Origin of the sequence: Pseudomonas arabinosi, from assembly GCF_047758675.1 — a bacterium.
Lineage (GTDB): Bacteria > Pseudomonadota > Gammaproteobacteria > Pseudomonadales > Pseudomonadaceae > Aquipseudomonas > Aquipseudomonas arabinosi.
Genome location: NZ_CP180480.1, coordinates 1,142,482 through 1,156,925, shown reverse-complemented (window position 1 = coordinate 1,156,925; position 14,444 = coordinate 1,142,482). Strand labels below are relative to the sequence as shown.

The following is a 14,444-nucleotide window of genomic DNA, read 5'->3' as shown; positions in this document are numbered from 1 at the left end:
GCTATGAGCGAAGATCGATCGAGCAACGGGCAAAAGTCATGGCTGGGTAAACTCACCCAGGCGTTTGCCCACGAGCCGAAGAACCGCCAGGAGCTGCTGGAGCTGCTGCGCGATGCACACCAAAACAAGTTGCTGGACAGCGAAGCGCTGGCCATCGTCGAAGGCGCTATCCAGGTTGCCGACCTGCAAGTACGGGACATCATGGTCCCGCGCTCGCAGATGATCAGCATCAAGGCGACCCAGACACCCCGCGAGTTCCTGCCTGCCGTGGTCGACTCGGCCCACTCCCGCTACCCGGTGATCGGCGAAAGCCACGATGACGTGATGGGCGTGTTGCTGGCCAAGGACTTGCTGCCGTTGATCCTCAAGGAGAACGGCGACAGCTTCAACATCAAGGACCTGCTGCGCCCGGCCACTTTCGTGCCTGAGTCCAAGCGTCTGAATGTGCTGCTGCGCGAGTTCCGCGCCAACCATAACCACATGGCCATCGTCATTGACGAATACGGCGGTGTGGCGGGCCTGGTGACCATCGAAGACGTGCTGGAACAGATCGTCGGCGACATCGAAGACGAGCACGACGTCGAAGAAGACAGCTACATCAAGCCGCTGCCCAGCGGTGATTTCCTGATCAAGGCCCTGACGCCGATCGAGAACTTCAACGAGTTCTTCGACAGCCAATTCTCCGATGACGAATTCGACACTGTCGGCGGTCTGGTGATGAGCGCGTTCGGGCACCTGCCAAAACGCAACGAAATCACTGAAATCGGCCCTTATCGCTTCCGCATCCTGAACGCCGACAGCCGTCGGATTCACCTGCTGCGCCTGACACCCATTGCCCGGTAACTCTAAGGATTGAAATGCATCGTCTGACCCGCCCCGGCTGGCCCGGTAACCTGCTGGCCGTGGTGGCCGGTGCACTCACCACCCTGGCCCTGGCGCCGTTCGATATCTGGCCGTTGGCGTTGCTGGCGGTCGGTTTCTTCTATGCCGGCTTGCGTGAACTGAGCCCCCGCCAGGCCTTGGGCCGTGGGTGGTGTTTCGGTTTCGGCCTGTTTGGTGCTGGCACCAGTTGGATCTACTACAGCATTCACCACTTCGGCGGCGCGTCGGTGCTATTGGCCGGTTTCCTGATGCTGATCTTCACGGCGGCGATTGCCTGGTTCTTCGCCCTGCCCGCCTGGATCTGGGCGCGCTGGCTGCGCCGTAACGAAGCACCGTTGGCCGACGCCCTGGCGTTCGCGGCATTGTGGGTCGGTCAGGAAGCCTTTCGCGGCTGGTTCCTGACCGGATTTCCCTGGCTTTACTCCGGCTACAGCCAGCTCGACGGCCCGTTGTCCGGGCTCGCGCCACTCGGCGGGATGTGGCTGATCTCCTTCACCCTGGCCCTGACGGCTGCGCTGATCTATAACGCTTTGCGTCTGGTGCGCACCGGCCGCAAAGGTTTCATCGCCGCGGGTGTGTTGCTGCTGGTCGGCCCTTGGGTGGCCGGCATGGCACTCAAGGAACACGCCTGGACAACCCCGGCGGGAGCTCCGCTGAGTGTCGCGGCGATTCAGGGCAACATCGAACAGAGCATGAAGTGGGACCCGGCACAGCTCAACTCGCAGTTGGCGCTGTACCGCGACATGAGCTTCAGTTCGAAACCGGTCGACTTGCTGATCTGGCCGGAAACGGCCGTTCCGGTGCTCAAGGAGTCCGCCGAGGGCTACCTGAACATGATGGGAAGCTTCGCTGCAGAGCGTAAATCCGCGCTGATTACCGGCGTGCCGATTCGCGAGGAAGTCCATCACCAGAAGCGTTTCTACAACGGCATCACCGTCGTGGGCGAAGGCGATGGCACTTACCTCAAACAGAAGCTGGTGCCGTTTGGCGAATATGTTCCGTTACAGGACGTGCTGCGCGGGCTGATCGCCTTCTTTGACCTTCCGATGTCGGACTTTGCCCGCGGCCCGGCCGATCAGCCGATGCTGCAGGCCAAGGGTTATCAGATTGCGCCATTCATCTGCTACGAAGTGGTTTACCCCGAATTCGCCGCCAGCCTTGCGGCGCGTAGCGATCTGCTGCTGACCATCAGCAATGACACCTGGTTTGGTACGTCCATCGGCCCGCTGCAACACTTGCAAATGGCACAGATGCGCGCACTGGAGGCCGGTCGCTGGATGATCCGCGCCACCAACAACGGCGTGACCGGTTTGATTAACCCGTTCGGCCAGATCACCGTGCAGATCCCGCAGTTCGAGCGCGGTATTTTGTACGGTGAAGTGGTGCCGATGCACAACCTGACGCCCTATCTGCAATGGCGTTCGTGGCCGCTGATCATTGTTTGCGTGTTGTTGTTTGGTTGGGCGTTGGTGGCGAGCCGGATGGCCAAGACCGTTTAAGTCAGCTTTTGTTGATCGTTCCCACGCTCTGCGTGGGAACGATCAACAGTAAATCAGCGGTAAAACAGTGAATACCCCACCTGCCCCACCGCCTCATTCAACAACTGCCCGCTCTGCCAGATCGACTTGAACTCCGGCATCCAGCCACCCAGTGGCCGGGCGTTGTCCACGCCTAAAAACCCCACCGGCGCTGGCACCACTTCAAAACCTGCTTTTTTGAAACTCCAGACCGCTCGTGGCATGTGCCAGGCCTGAGTCACGACGACCACGCGTTTGACCCCTTCCGGCAACAACACCTCGGCGCTGAACTGCGCGTTCTCCCTGGTCGTGCGGCTGCGCCCTTCCTGCCAACGCACCGTCACGCCGAAATCATCGCGCAACGAGTCCGTCATCAACTTCGCTTCGGTCGGCGGGGTGCCGTAATGCAGGCCTCCGCTGGTCAGAATCGGCAAACCGGAGGCCTTGGCCAGCCGCGCCGCATAGCGTTCGCGTTCCAGGCCCACGCCCGTTGGCTGGTCAGCGCCCCATGCCAGGTCGCCCCGCTCACGCCCCGAACCGAGCACCACGATCGCATCGGCGCGCTGACTCAGCGTTGCCCACTCATCGCGAGCCAGCGGCGCTTCACGCTCCAGCGCCTTGGCGCCCCACTGCACCACCACCGGCAAGCTCATCAGCCAGAAGCCGCCCACGCCCAATGCAAAGCACAACCCGGCAAGGCGCGGTCTTGAGCGACGCAACCACCAGGCAAGCACCAACAACAGCAAAAGAATGCCGGGTGGCAACAGGAGTTGTTTAACGAAATATCGAAAAGGCATCGAGCATCTCCAAAAAGATGCCCGAAGCCTAAGTGGGTTGACGCAATGCGACAACAAATACGAAAGGACTATGCTTCACAAATACATCAGACATTGCTTCCAGTGTCCTTACTTGAATTGCAAAGACCGGACCTTTACTGCGTCCCTGCCGGTAACCTTGTCCTTGAGCCAGATGATCTTGGCCGAACGTGGTGCGTCGAGTTGCTTCACTGCTTCTGACAAGCATCCGTGTGTCTCACGTTCACTGCGATCGAGATACGCCTTGACCAGTGCAAACTCTGCGGGGCTCAAGCCACGCAATTCCAGTTCCAGCGGACGCTCATCGCGTAACCGGCCAGCGGTTTTAGCCGCGTCCAGGGCTATTCCCAGACGATCGATCAATCTTTCGTACAGCTCCGGTTTTGTAACTTTTTGCCGTGACTCAACCATCCATCACCTCATTGAAGATAAGACTCACTCCCCATTTAGAGCTTAGCTTCCATGAACAAACCGGCTGAATGCTGCGACCAACGGCCCTCGCAGCGATTTTTGGGCGACCCGCAGCAGTAATCAGGGTTTCCCTCGGTAGAGTGCGGTCATGTATGCTACGGCGCTTCCTGTAACTCCACTTCCAGCTCGTCTGGGCACCGAAACGCCGATTTGGCGTGATCACCGTCCAGCGTTGCATTGAAGAGGATTAGGCCACCCCTATTCAGTTCAAAAGTAGCCATGCACGAACAATATCAGCCCCGTGAAATCGAAGCCGCCGCCCAGTCGTTCTGGGACGAGCAAAAGTCCTTTGAAGTCAGTGAACAGCCAGGCAAGGAGACTTTCTACTGCCTGTCGATGTTCCCTTACCCCAGCGGCAAGCTACACATGGGGCACGTGCGCAACTACACCATCGGCGACGTGATCTCCCGCTACCAGCGCATGCAAGGCAAGAACGTCCTGCAACCCATGGGTTGGGACGCCTTCGGCATGCCGGCGGAAAACGCCGCGATGAAGAACAACGTAGCGCCCGCCAAGTGGACCTACGAAAACATCGCCTACATGAAAACCCAGCTGCGCAGCCTGGGCCTCGCGGTGGACTGGTCCCGCGAAGTCACCACCTGCAAGCCTGATTACTACCGCTGGGAACAATGGCTGTTCACTCGCCTGTTCGAAAAAGGCGTGATCTACAAAAAAAGCGGCACCGTGAACTGGGACCCGGTCGACCAGACCGTCCTGGCCAACGAGCAGGTGATCGACGGTCGCGGCTGGCGTTCCGGCGCGCTGATCGAAAAGCGCGAAATCCCGATGTACTACTTCAAGATCACCGCCTACGCGGATGAGCTGTTGGAGAGCCTCGACGAACTGACTGGCTGGCCTGAACAGGTCAAAACCATGCAGCGCAACTGGATCGGCAAATCCCGCGGCATGGAAGTGCAGTTTCCGTATGACGTCGCTTCCATCGGCGAAGCCGGTGCCCTGAAAGTGTTCACCACCCGTCCGGACACCCTGATGGGCGCGACCTACGTTGCCGTAGCCGCCGAACACCCTCTGGCGACGCTGGCCGCGCAGAACAACCCTGAGCTGCAAGCGTTCATCGCTGAATGCAAGGGCGGCAGCGTCGCCGAAGCCGATGTCGCCACCCAAGAGAAAAAAGGCCTGCGCACTTCGCTGTTCGTCGAACACCCGCTGACCGGTGAGAAACTCCCGGTGTGGGTCGCCAACTACGTGCTGATGCACTACGGCGACGGCGCGGTAATGGCTGTTCCGGCGCATGACGAACGTGATTTCGAGTTCGCCACCAAATACAGCCTGCCAGTCAAACCTGTCGTGCGCACCAGCGCCGGCGACGAAACGCCGACTCCGTGGCAGGACGCTTACAACGAATACGGCACGCTGATCAATTCCGGCGAGTTCGACGGCCTCGACTTCGCGGGCGCTTTCGACGCCATCGAAGTCGCGCTGATCAAGAAGAACCTTGGCGCCTCTCGCACCCAGTTCCGCCTGCGCGACTGGGGCATCAGCCGCCAGCGCTACTGGGGCTGCCCGATCCCGATCATCCACTGCAACACCTGCGGTGATGTGCCGGTCCCGGAAGATCAGTTGCCAGTCATATTGCCGGAAGACGTCGTACCGGATGGCGCGGGCTCGCCACTGGCGCGCATGCCCGAGTTCTACGAGTGCAGCTGCCCGAAATGCGGCGCACCGGCCAAGCGTGAAACCGACACCATGGACACCTTTGTCGAGTCCTCGTGGTACTACGCCCGTTACGCCTCGCCGCACTATGAAGGCGGCCTGGTGGAAAAATCGGCGGCCGACCATTGGTTGCCGGTTGATCAGTACATCGGCGGTATCGAACACGCCATTCTTCACCTGCTCTACGCGCGCTTCTTCCACAAGCTGATGCGCGATGAAGGCCTGGTGAGCTCCAACGAGCCGTTCAAGAACCTGCTGACCCAAGGCATGGTGATCGCCGAGACTTACTATCGTCGCGAAGCCAACGGTGCCTACACCTGGTTCAACCCGGCGGACGTCGAACTCGAACGCGACAGCAAAGCCAAAGTCGTTAGCGCCAAGCTGATCGCAGACGGCCTGCCGGTGGAAATCGGTGGCACCGAGAAGATGGCCAAGTCGAAGAACAACGGCGTTGACCCACAGTCGATGATTGACCAGTTCGGCGCAGACACCTGCCGCCTGTTCATGATGTTCGCCTCGCCACCCGACATGAGCGCGGAATGGTCCGACTCCGGTGTGGAAGGTTCGCACCGCTTCCTCAAGCGCGTCTGGCGCCTGGCTCAAGCCCACGTCACTCAGGGCCTGCCGGGCAAACTGGACGTCGCCGGCCTGAATGACGAACAGAAAGTCATTCGCCGTTCGATCCACCAGGCCATCAAGCAGGCCAGCCACGACGTCGGCCAGAACCACAAATTCAACACCGCCATCGCCCAGGTGATGACGCTGATGAACGTGCTGGAAAAAGCCCCGCAAGGCACCGAACAGGATCGCGCGCTGGTTCACGAAGGCCTGGAAACCGTGGTCCTGTTGCTGGCACCAATCACTCCGCATATCAGCCACGAGCTGTGGCATCGCCTGGGTCACGCCGATCCGGTGATCGACGCCGCTTGGCCGGTGCTGGACGAGAACGCTCTGGTGCAAGACAGCCTGCAACTGGTCATCCAGGTCAACGGCAAGCTGCGCGGCCACATCGAAATGCCCGCCAGCGCCAGCCGCGAAGAAGTCGAAGCCGCCGCACGGGCCAACGAGAACGTGCTGCGATTTGTCGACGGTCTGACCATTCGTAAAGTGATCGTAGTGCCCGGGAAACTGGTCAATATCGTCGCCAGCTAATTGGATCAGGCGCCAGGTCATGCCTGGCGCCGAGTAAAACCTTTCGGGCCGCAAGATCGGCCCACATGGTTTCAAGGGGAGCAACAAGATGATCAAACGCAATTTGCTGGTGATGGGCCTTGCGGTCCTGTTGAGCGCCTGCGGTTTCCAGCTGCGCGGCACCGGCACTACTGAACTGGCGATCAAGGAACTCGACCTGAGTGCCCGTAACGCCTACGGCGAAGTCGTGACGCAACTGCGTCAGGTGCTGGAGAGCAGCGGCGTCAAGGTCTACAGCGGCGCACCTTACAAGCTGGTGCTGACCGATGAACAGGAAAGCCAGCGCATCCTCAGCTACGCAGGTGCCGGTCGTACTGGCGAGTATCAGGTGAACACGGTGCTGAACTACGACATCCGTGGCGAGAAAAACCTGACGCTGCTGAGCGACAAACTCGAAGTGCAAAAAATCTTTATCCACGACGGCAACAACCTGGTGGGTTCCGACCAGGAAGGCAACGACGCCCGCAAGGAAACCCGTCGTGAACTGGTTCAACGGATGATGCTGCGCCTGCAACAGATCACGCCGACTCAGCTGGATCAGCTGCAACAGACCGCCGAAGCCAGAGCCAAGGCTGAAGCCGATGCACTGGAAGCGGCGCAGAAGGCTGAAGCGCAAACCCCGCGCCAGTCGCCAATCGAACTGCCGCAGCAGTAAGACTTACGGGGCGCTCAGGCGCCCCGTTCGCCCTCTCCTATGAAACTCGCCCCCGCCCAACTCGCCAAACACCTGCAAGGTGCCCTCGCGCCGGTCTACATCATCAGTGGCGATGACCCATTGCTGTGTCAGGAAGCCGCCGACGCCATTCGTGCCGCCGCCCGCCAACAGGGATTCGACGAACGCCAGGTCTTCGCCGCCGACGCCAGTTTCGACTGGGGAACGTTGCTGCAAGCCGGCGCGAGCATGTCGCTGTTCGCCGAAAAGCGCCTGCTGGAACTGCGTTTGCCGTCCGGCAAACCCGGTGACAAAGGCGCTGCCGCGTTTATCGAGTACTGCTCGCGACCGGCCGAAGACACGATACTGCTGATCAGCCTGCCCAAGCTGGATGGCAGTGCGCAGAAAACCAAGTGGGGCAAGGCGCTGGTCGAAGGCCAGCACACTCAGTTCGTGCAAATTTGGCCGGTGGATGCCAACCAATTGCCAAGCTGGATCCGTCAACGGTTGTCCCAGGCCGGGCTTTCCGCCAGCCAGGACGCCGTCGAACTGATCGCCGCACGGGTCGAAGGCAACCTGCTGGCTGCCGCCCAGGAAATCGAAAAGCTCAAGCTGATGGCCGAAGGTGGTCAGATCACCGTTGAAACCGTACAGGCGGCTGTCGCTGACAGTGCGCGCTTCGATGTTTTCGGCCTGACCGATGCGATTCTCAACGGCGAAGCGGCTCATGCCCTGCGCATGCTCGAAGGGCTGCGCGGTGAAGGTGTCGAACCGCCAGTGATTCTCTGGGCGCTGGCCCGGGAGCTGCGTCTGCTGGCCAACCTGTCGCTGCAGTACAGCCAGGGTGTGCCGCTGGACAAAGCCTTCAGCTCTGCCCGACCGCCGGTCTGGGACAAACGCAAACCGCTGATGAGCAAAGCCCTGCAACGCTACTCGGCGCAACGCTGGGCGCAGTTGTTGTTGGAAGCGCAGCGCATCGACGCGCAGATCAAAGGCCAGGCGGCCGGTTCACCGTGGATGAGCCTTAGTCGGTTGACGCTGTTGATGGCCGGTCAGAGATTGTCGTTGCCCGCTGAATAAGATCAAAAGATCGGGCCGCGTTCGGACGATCTTTTGATCCTGCTTCCTACAAAAACAACCTGCATTTGTCCTATAGACAGATCCCTGACTTCGGCCGATGATTTGCCCCGCAAAACCCACTCACTTGCGAGAAATTATCATGAGCAAAAAGCCATCCAAAAATGGCCCCAACAAGGCCAAATCCATCATCGCCCAGCCTCTGTTCCGCAGCCGTCAGGAACCCGCCGGCAAGGGCAAAGGCAGCTACCGCCGCGAAGCCTTCCAGTCTAATAGCTGGGAGGCTTCTTACTTTCTGGCGGCCTGAAAGGCAAGCGCTCGCTCAACATGTTAAGGTCTGCACCTGATTCGTACTCCCTGGACCCGTGCATGCCCCTTTGTATTTCCCGTCGTTGGCCCCTGCGCCAACTGATAGCTGCCTCCAGCCTCGTTTTGCTAGTCGCCTGCGCGGAAAAACCGACCGCCGCCGACGCCAAGCCGCTTCAGACCCTCCCCGTCGCGACAGCCCCTGCGGTCATTCCGCCCGTGGTTCCGACCGGTGAAAATCTCGATATCCAGCCCACCCAGACCTTCGCCGAATGGCAGGCAGGTTTCCGCAAGGACGCTCTGGCCGCCGGTATCCGCGCCGATCTGTTCGACCGCGCCTTCGCCAATGTCAGTCTCGATACCAGCGTGATCCGTGCCGATCGCAGCCAGCCGGAATTTTCCCGCCCTGTGTGGGAATACCTCGACGGCGCCCTTTCGCCGCTGCGGGTACGCAAAGGCGAGGCGCTGGTCAGCCAATATGCCGACATCCTGCAAAGCATCGAGCAGCGCTATGGCGTCGATCGTCAGGCACTGGTCTCGGTGTGGGGGATGGAAAGTAACTTCGGGCAGTTCCAGGGCAACAAGTCAGTGATCAACTCCCTGGCGACCCTGGCCTATGAGGGCCGGCGCCCCGGTTTTGCCCACGCGCAACTGATCGCCGCCCTGCAGATCCTGCAACAGGGTGATATCGAGCCTGAGAAAATGCTCGGTTCCTGGGCGGGTGCCATGGGCCAGACCCAGTTCATCCCGACCACCTACAATACCCACGCCGTGGACTTTGATGGCGATGGTCGCCGCGATATCTGGGGCAGCCCGGCCGACGCGCTGGCCTCGACGGCGCACTACCTGCAAAGCTCAGGCTGGCAGAAAGGTCAGCCGTGGGGCTTTGAAGTGCAGCTACCGGGCAGTTTCAACTACGTCCTGGCCGATGGCACGATTCGCAAGAGCGTCGCCGAATGGCTGCAACTGGGCGTCACCCTGCCCAATGGCGGCCAGGTCCCGCCAGGCTCCGAACACCTGTCAGCCGCCCTGCTGCTGCCGGCCGGTTACCGTGGCCCGGCGTTCCTGGTCCTCGACAACTTCCGCGCGATCCTCAAGTACAACAACTCGTCGTCCTACGCCTTGGCCGTTAGCTTGTTGTCCGAGCGTTTCAACGGCGGCGGCCTGATCAACGGCACATGGCCCAAAGATGATTTGCCGCTGAGCCGTACCGAGCGGATCGAACTGCAAAGTCTGTTGAGCGCGCAGAATTACGACGCGGGCAACGCTGATGGCATTATCGGTGCCAACACCCGCAAGGCGATCCGCAGTGCCCAACAGTCGTTTGGCTGGCCGGCGGATGGGTATCCGACGCACAAGTTGCTGGAAGGCCTGCGTAACCGCTAAAAGCATCGCGAGCAGGCTCGCTCCCACACTGATCCCTGTCGAACACAAATAGTGAGTTCACTGAAGATCAAATGTGGGAGCGAGCTTGCTCCGGGCGGCGTTCCGACGATGACTGACTAACAGGCGACCACACTCTAGCGCCTGACAACCACATCCTGCTCCAACACCAATTCCTTGTTCCCCGCATCCAATCTGACCAGCGCGCCCATCGGCAATGTCAGGTTCGGGTCGCAATGCCCGCTGCGCCACCCTGCCAATACCGGTATCCGCAACGGTGCAAAGGTCTGCTTGAGCAAGCGCTCCAACGCAACCGTTTCAACCCCCGCCACATCCCCCACCAGAACCCCGCGCAGCTTGTGCAGCGTGCCAGCAAGGCGCAGATGGGTCAGCAGCCGGTCGATTCGATACAACGGTTCGTTGATGTCCTCGATGAACAGGATGACGCCCTCGGCATCCAACTCATACGGCGTACCCGTGGTCGCGGCGATCAGCGACAGATTGCCCCCCAGCAAACGCCCGTGAGCGATACCAGGCTCAATTGTGGTCAACGGGTAGGCCACCGGGTGCGTCAACACGCTACCGGCCTTCAGCTGTCCTCTGAGCATGTTGAAGAACGAAGGCTCGGTAGGTTTTTGCTTGTCACCCAGCAGGTCGGCGTTGAGCATCGGGCCATGAAAGGTCACGAAGCCCGCATAACGGCTGATCGCCAAATGCAGCGCGGTGATGTCGCTGTAGCCGATGAACGGCTTGGCATTGTTGCGCAGCAATTCAAAGTCGATGCGATCGAGCAACCGCGGCGTACCGTACCCCCCACGCATGCAGATGATGGCGTCGACTTCACTGTCGGCAAACGCCGCGTGCAGGTCATTGAGCCGTACATCATCACTGCCGGCTAGATAATCATCTTTCTCGTACACGCCAGGGAAAACCCGCAGTGAATATCCGCGAGCGCGCATCCAGGCGATGGCTTTATCGGTGTCCAGCACTGCGGGACCGGCGGGCGCGATGACGCCAATCAGCCCTTGCGACGGCAAGGCTGGAACGGGTGCGTGAGGACAAAGGGTGTGAGTCGGTCGAACGGTCATCCATGAATCTCCCTGCGTGAAAGCGTCAAGCACACAGTAGTCAGGAACGGGGACAAACAGAAGAGGGTCAGTCGCCCCGCAGGTTGCAGGAAAAAGCGCTGATTGCCGTGGGCAAGGCAAAAAAACGCCCGCAAGGCGCAATGCCTTGCGGGCGTTTTCATGTCTTGCAGCCGATCAGGACGACATCAGCTCGGCTTTAACCAGTTTCGCCTGCTCGTCGGCGTGGTACGAGGAACGTACCAGCGGGCCGGAAGCGACGTTCTTGAAGCCCATCTTGTAACCTTCCTCGGCGAACCAGGCGAACACGTCCGGATGCACAAAGCGCTGGACCGGCAAGTGGCTGCGGGACGGTTGCAGGTACTGGCCCAGGGTCAGCATGTCGATGTCGTGTTCGCGCATGCGCTTCATGACTTCGATCACTTCTTCGTCGGTCTCGCCCAAACCCAGCATCAGGCCGGACTTGGTCGGAATGTGCGGCATCATCTGCTTGAAGCGTTGCAGCAGGGTCAGCGACCACTGGTAATCCGAACCCGGACGCGCAGCCTTGTACAGGCGCGGCACGGTTTCCAGGTTGTGGTTGAACACATCCGGTGGCTCGGCAGCGGTGATTTCCAGCGCGACGTCCATACGGCCACGGTAGTCCGGGACCAGGGTTTCGAGCTGCACGTTCGGCGACAGCTTGCGGATCTCGCGGATGCAGTCGGCAAAGTGCTGTGCACCGCCGTCACGCAGGTCGTCGCGGTCAACCGAGGTGATCACTACATACTTGAGTTTCAGGTCGGCGATGGCGATGGCCAGGCTTTCCGGCTCGTTGGTGTCCAGTGGCTTCGGACGACCGTGGCCAACGTCGCAGAACGGGCAGCGACGGGTGCAGATGTCACCCATGATCATGAAGGTCGCGGTGCCGCCGGAGAAGCACTCGCCCAGGTTCGGGCAGGATGCTTCTTCGCAAACGCTGTGCAGCTTGTGTTTGCGCAGCAGGGCCTTGATACGGTCGACTTCCGGGGAAACCGGGATACGCACGCGAATCCAGTCAGGTTTCTTCGGCAGTTCGGTGGTCGGAATGATCTTCACCGGGATACGTGCAACCTTCTCGGCGCCGCGCAGCTTGACGCCGGCTTCAACCTTGGCACGCGGGGCCGGACGCTCGGTGACATCCAGCGTCGGGATCATGGTTTGCACTGCATCAGTAGTCATATCAGTCGATTCCGCCCGTTAGGGTCGTCTGCTCAGCATAGTCGAGGTGTTTGACGAGCTGCGCGCGCAGCCGGGCACTTACCTCGGCAAATTCAATCGATCCTGCGTGATCGCTCAGCTGGGTCATCGCCAGCCCGGCGTAGCCGCAGGGATTAATCCGTCGAAACGGTTCCAGGTTCATGTCCACATTCAGGGCCAGGCCATGAAAGGAGCAACCGTGGCGGATCCGCAGACCCAGAGAAGCGATTTTCGCCCCATTGACGTAGACACCCGGCGCATCCGGCTTGGCCACGGCAGTGATGCCGTAGCTGGCCAGCAACTCGATCAGGCATTGTTCCATGCGGCTGACCAGGTCACGCACGCCGAAACCCAGCTTGCGCACATCGAGCAACAGGTAGGCCACCAATTGGCCGGGACCGTGATAAGTCACCTGACCACCGCGATCAACCTTTACCACCGGAATATCCCCCGGGAGCAACACGTGCTCGGCCTTGCCGGCCTGCCCCTGGGTGAACACCGGTGGATGCTCGACCAGCCAGATCTCGTCCGCGGCATCGCTGCCGCGCTCGTTGGTGAAGCGTTGCATGGCATGCCAGACCGGCTCGTAAGCCATCTGGCCGAGCTCGCGAAAGCCCAGCGTGCCGGACATCACAGCACCATGTGCACGAAACCGGTAGCCCGCAACTCGCTGTTGATGTCGTACAGCTGTTCTTGACCGGTGGCGATGATGTGCAACTGGATGGTCGTGTACTTGCCGTTGGTACTCTGGCGCTCGGCCAGGGTCTCGTGGTCAACGGTCGCGTGTTTTTCAAGGATTGCGATGATCTTGGCCTTGAAACCCACGCCGGTGTCGCCGATCACCTTGATAGGGTAATCCGCGCAGGGAAATTCGATTTTTGGCGCCTTTACTTCGGTGTCTGTCATGGCGTAACGGCCTCGTAAGCCGTGGCAACGGACATGGCCCCGTTCCGGATTGGAACAGGGCCATGCAAGTCCACACTAATTCAGTTGAACAAGCCGTAGAAGAATAGACGGATGCTATCCCACATGCGACGGAAGATACCACCCTCGTCGACCGCGTCCAGAGCGATCAGATCAGCGCTATGCACGACTTTGTCGTCCAGCTTCACTTCGACTTTACCGATTACGTCGCCCTTGGCGATTGGTGCAATCAGTTGCGGGTTCATGGTCATGCTGGCGGCGAGCTTTTTCAGCTGGCCTTTTGGCAAGGTCATGGTCAGGTCTTCAGCCAGGCCGGCCTTGACTTGATTGGTGGTGCCTTTCCAGACAGGAGCCTGAGCCAGCTCGGCGCCTTTCTGATAGAACGTCTGGGTTTCGAAGAAACGGAAGCCGTAAGTCAGCAGCTTCTGGGTTTCAGAGGCGCGAGCCACTTCGCTGTTGGTGCCGAATACCACGGCGATCAGGCGCATGCCGTCACGTACAGCCGAAGACACCATGCAATAGCCGGCTTCGTCGGTGTGGCCGGTTTTCAGGCCGTCGACCGTCTTGTCGCGCCACAGCAGCAGGTTACGGTTAGGTTGCTTGATGCCGTTCCAGAAGAACTCTTTCTGCGAGTAGATCGCGTAGTGAGCCGGGTCTTCGTGGATGATCGCGCGAGCCAGCACCGCCATGTCGTGAGCCGACGAGTAGTGCTCAGGGTTCGGCAGACCGGTCGGGTTCATGAAGTGGCTGTTGGTCATGCCCAGATCGGCCACGGTTTTGTTCATCATGTCAGCGAAGGCGTCTTCGCTGCCGGCGATGTGCTCGGAGAGCGCAACGCTGGCGTCGTTACCCGACTGAATGATGATGCCGTGCAGCAGGTCGCTGACAGTGACTTGCGAGCCGACCTTGATGAACATCCGCGAACCGCCGGTACGCCAGGCGTTTTCGCTGACGGTCACCGGATCGTTTTCGCCGATCTGGCCACGACGGATTTCCAGGGTCGCGATGTACGCGGTCATCAGCTTGGTCAGGCTGGCCGGAGGCAGACGCTGGTCACCGTTGTTCTCCACCAGCACGTTGCCGCTGCTGGCGTCCATGAGTACATAGGCTTTGGCGGCCAGTTGCGGTGGCGACGGCATCATCTCGACCGCGAAAGCGGCAGGCGAGAGGAGCAGCGGGACTAGCAGGCACAGGCGTTTGGCAAAGGTGGTGATGTTCATCCGTCTCTCGAAATCGCTAATGGAAACTG

General features: G+C 60.2%; 14 protein-coding genes. 7 read left to right on the top strand and 7 right to left on the bottom strand.

Annotation, left to right across the window (positions count from 1 at the left end; all coding sequences use genetic code 11):
* The first annotated feature begins 3 nt into the window (after nt 1-3).
* Both ACMXYJ_RS05280 and lnt read left to right on the top strand, forming a co-directional pair.
* Entirely contained in the window at nt 4-843 is an 840-nt protein-coding gene (locus ACMXYJ_RS05280; RefSeq protein ID WP_008152854.1) for an HlyC/CorC family transporter, read from the top strand.
* A 14-nt stretch (nt 844-857) separates the two neighbouring features.
* A complete protein-coding gene (gene lnt / locus ACMXYJ_RS05275) occupies nt 858-2,381 on the top strand; it encodes an apolipoprotein N-acyltransferase (protein WP_415759012.1) in 1,524 nt (507 codons plus the stop codon).
* A gap of 53 nt (nt 2,382-2,434) precedes the next feature.
* Here the strand turns inward: lnt and ACMXYJ_RS05270 are convergent, their stop codons facing one another.
* Nucleotides 2,435-3,196 (bottom strand): YdcF family protein, encoded by a 762-nt coding sequence (locus ACMXYJ_RS05270; RefSeq protein WP_415759011.1) that lies wholly within the window; start codon nt 3,194-3,196, stop codon nt 2,435-2,437.
* Between the two features lie 108 nt (nt 3,197-3,304).
* Nucleotides 3,305-3,625, bottom strand: coding sequence for a hypothetical protein (locus ACMXYJ_RS05265; RefSeq protein WP_415759010.1), 321 nt, complete (start codon nt 3,623-3,625; stop codon nt 3,305-3,307).
* Nucleotides 3,626-3,904: 279 nt separating this feature from the next.
* Here ACMXYJ_RS05265 and leuS point away from each other — a divergent pair, with 279 nt between their 5' ends.
* The 5 genes from leuS to ACMXYJ_RS05240 all read left to right on the top strand — a co-directional run bounded on the left by leuS (nt 3,905) and on the right by ACMXYJ_RS05240 (nt 9,971).
* Nucleotides 3,905-6,511 carry a leucine--tRNA ligase gene (leuS, locus tag ACMXYJ_RS05260; RefSeq protein WP_415759009.1) on the top strand — a complete coding sequence of 869 codons (2,607 nt, stop codon included), beginning with the start codon at nt 3,905-3,907 and terminating at the stop codon, nt 6,509-6,511.
* 88 nt (nt 6,512-6,599) lie between these two features.
* Nucleotides 6,600-7,205 carry an LPS assembly lipoprotein LptE gene (gene lptE, locus ACMXYJ_RS05255; RefSeq protein ID WP_415759008.1) on the top strand — a complete coding sequence of 202 codons (606 nt, stop codon included), beginning with the start codon at nt 6,600-6,602 and terminating at the stop codon, nt 7,203-7,205.
* 39 nt (nt 7,206-7,244) lie between these two features.
* Nucleotides 7,245-8,282 carry a DNA polymerase III subunit delta gene (holA, locus tag ACMXYJ_RS05250; RefSeq protein ID WP_415759007.1) on the top strand — a complete coding sequence of 346 codons (1,038 nt, stop codon included), beginning with the start codon at nt 7,245-7,247 and terminating at the stop codon, nt 8,280-8,282.
* Nucleotides 8,283-8,421: 139 nt separating this feature from the next.
* Nucleotides 8,422-8,586 (top strand): alternative ribosome rescue factor ArfA, encoded by a 165-nt coding sequence (gene arfA, locus ACMXYJ_RS05245; protein WP_008152840.1) that lies wholly within the window; start codon nt 8,422-8,424, stop codon nt 8,584-8,586.
* A gap of 62 nt (nt 8,587-8,648) precedes the next feature.
* Complete coding sequence (locus ACMXYJ_RS05240; RefSeq protein WP_415759006.1) at nt 8,649-9,971, top strand: lytic murein transglycosylase; 1,323 nt, start codon at nt 8,649-8,651, stop codon at nt 9,969-9,971.
* A 134-nt stretch (nt 9,972-10,105) separates the two neighbouring features.
* On the opposite strand, the gene ACMXYJ_RS05235 is transcribed toward ACMXYJ_RS05240, so the two are convergent.
* From ACMXYJ_RS05235 to ACMXYJ_RS05215, 5 genes are all read right to left on the bottom strand, one after another.
* Nucleotides 10,106-11,056 (bottom strand): S66 peptidase family protein, encoded by a 951-nt coding sequence (locus ACMXYJ_RS05235; protein WP_415759005.1) that lies wholly within the window; start codon nt 11,054-11,056, stop codon nt 10,106-10,108.
* Nucleotides 11,057-11,230: 174 nt separating this feature from the next.
* Entirely contained in the window at nt 11,231-12,253 is a 1,023-nt protein-coding gene (lipA, locus tag ACMXYJ_RS05230; protein ID WP_008152832.1) for a lipoyl synthase, read from the bottom strand.
* Nucleotide 12,254: 1 nt separating this feature from the next.
* Nucleotides 12,255-12,902, bottom strand: a complete 648-nt coding sequence (lipB, locus tag ACMXYJ_RS05225) for a lipoyl(octanoyl) transferase LipB (protein WP_415759004.1) — start codon at nt 12,900-12,902, stop codon at nt 12,255-12,257.
* On the bottom strand, nt 12,902-13,177 hold the full coding sequence (locus ACMXYJ_RS05220) for a DUF493 domain-containing protein (RefSeq protein WP_415759003.1): 276 nt from the start codon (nt 13,175-13,177) through the stop codon (nt 12,902-12,904). Before ACMXYJ_RS05220 ends, lipB begins: the two co-directional genes overlap by 1 nt.
* Nucleotides 13,178-13,257: 80 nt before the next feature.
* Nucleotides 13,258-14,415, bottom strand: a complete 1,158-nt coding sequence (locus ACMXYJ_RS05215) for a D-alanyl-D-alanine carboxypeptidase family protein (protein ID WP_008152825.1) — start codon at nt 14,413-14,415, stop codon at nt 13,258-13,260.
* Nucleotides 14,416-14,444: the final 29 nt, after the last annotated feature.